The 2,243-nt window shown below is 35.0% G+C and carries 1 protein-coding gene; it reads left to right on the top strand.

Going from position 1 to position 2,243, the window contains the following annotated elements; all coding sequences use genetic code 11:
- Window positions 1-250: 250 nt before the first annotated feature.
- The gene (locus D5R40_RS32315) at window positions 251-1,360 is read left to right on the top strand and encodes an AI-2E family transporter (protein ID WP_124145808.1); all 1,110 of its coding nucleotides are present in this window, start codon (window positions 251-253) and stop codon (window positions 1,358-1,360) included.
- Window positions 1,361-2,243: the final 883 nt, after the last annotated feature.

Raw genomic sequence — 2,243 nt, 5'->3', positions numbered from 1 at the left:
GAATCCCCATGTAATTTTCCTCCTGTCTCCTGTCTCCTGTCTCCTGTCTCCTTCTTCAAATGGAATATGGAATCTGCTGTATTTACAACAAGGAACAAGTTGGTGTTTGACTGATGTTGATGATGAACCGTAAGACAGAGAAATACTTTTCCCACTGTTGCCTGTTGCCTGTTGCCTGTTGCCTATTCCCTGCTATACAACTAAAACTAAGCCAGACTAATGTCAAATTTTTACTCGACAAATTATTAATATGAAACCCGAACAAAGGATTTCTATTTCCCTATCTAATATCGTATTAATTATTAGTAGTTTTTTACTACTAATTCTGCTATGGCAAGTGCGAAGTCTAATTGTACTTTTAATGGTGGCAGTAGTTTTAGCTGCATCAATTTCACCATTAGTAAACATCACAGAAAAAATGAAATTCCCCCGTTGGTTAGGGGTAATTATAGTTTATTTAACCCTCATTTCTGGATTGATAAGTGTAGCTTTAACTATTGGTCCACCAGTATTAGATCAAATAGAAAAACTCTTACGCCAATTACCATTATTTTCTGAAAGCATCAGCGATATTTTTGAGGATTTTGTAAGTTCTTTAAATCAAAGTCCTCCTGATTGGATTAATCAAATTTTTGATACTAAATCTGTCGCCAGTTGGGTAATTCGTTCTAGTCAACAATTATTACTACGTTCTTATAGTTTAACTAAAGGTGTATTGGGAGGAGTAGTTAGTTTAATATTGGCTTTATTTATTTCAGGTTATATGTTAGCAGATAGCAAAACCTTGATTAATGGTTTAGTAAAACTTTTTCCTCAACCTTGGGATAAAAGACTGGAAAATCAAGTTGTTCCTGTTACTCAAAGAATGGGAGGTTATATTAGGGGACGTATCATAGTTTCTGCCATTTTAGGTATAGCAACTACCACTGGTTTAGGATTTTTAGGATTGAAAGATTTTTCCCTAGGTTTAGGAGCAATAGCTTCTGTTACAAACTTAATACCTTTTATTGGTCCCATTTTAGGTGCTATCCCGGCTTTAATTGTGGCTATTGCTAAAGGTGGATGGTTATTTTTGTGGGTAATAATTTTGTATTATATTATCCAAAATGTGGAAACTTATGTACTCGATCCTTTACTGGTTGGTTCCTCTGTTGGAGTACATCCTTTATATCAATTACTATCAGTTTTAGTGGGGATTCAATTATTAGGAATTATCGGCGCTTTGATTGTTCCACCTTGGTTCGCTGGAGGTGCTGCTTTGGTAGAAAATTTATATTTAAAACCTAAATTAGAAGCAGAAAATATGCAGCCTCTAGTTACGAATAATGGCGATCATAATTCACCACCCGTGACTTCTTGATTTGAGTTTTTAGGTGTTAAGTAATAGGTTGTAGTTTGATAGATAAAAATTATGGCTGTAGCTGATGATTCTTTCAGACAATCAATCTGAAAAGAGCGCAAATTAACTATCAACAGACTTTCTAAAATCTGCTAACTTTTAACTTTAGTTGATATTTCCAAAAAATTGGTAACATTTGTCGCCGACCCGGGGTCCTACCGCTATTCCTTAGTTTCCCGAATTACTACTCCCTACTCCCTAGAACCTCAGGGCTGTTTCATTCTAAACTGTGCCATTTTATGTATTGACGAAACCACATTATTTACAGCTTGAGGAAATTTATCTTTCGCTGTCTGAAAATCAATAAATTCATTGTCAAAATCTAGAATGAAATGACCCTGCTAGAACCTACGGACGTTGCATGCAATGTCCCTACCTAAAACAAACGAATTTTGTACCTCACGCTTTTTGGGAATTGCTATATCAACTATGGGGATTTAAAATTCTTGAAGAAGGAGACAGGAGACAGGAGACAGGAGACAGGAGGAAAATTACATGGGGATTCTCACCCCAAGTAATTTTGAACACCGTGTAGACGGTGGGGTATTAAACCCACAAAGAAAATGATAAATTGGTAGTGCTAAACAAGTAATCATTTTTGAATTTTTACTCCTAAAAATTCAATTCAAGGAATATACTAACCAATATCCTTAAGTCTTTCTGACTACCCATAAATTTAGCTCTTCCTATACCAGCACTCCTCGTAGCGGTTGTGCAGAAAATATCTGAGAATTAGTAGATCCTTAAATATGAGTAAGACTTTCAGATTTTTTACACAGAGTAAGAAAGTTTTACAAATCATTTAGGATTGCTATATAATTGAAATACTATAGTAATTTCAATT

This window comes from Okeania hirsuta (assembly GCF_003838195.1).
Lineage (GTDB): Bacteria > Cyanobacteriota > Cyanobacteriia > Cyanobacteriales > Microcoleaceae > Okeania > Okeania hirsuta.
The sequence above is the reverse complement of the archived record's forward strand: the minus strand, read 5'-3'. Positions and strand labels throughout refer to the sequence as shown.

Coding starts and splice junctions, on each gene's coding strand:
- D5R40_RS32315 (WP_124145808.1), top strand. CDS start 251: ATGAAACCCGAACAAAGGATTTCTATTTCCCTATCTAATATCGTATTA.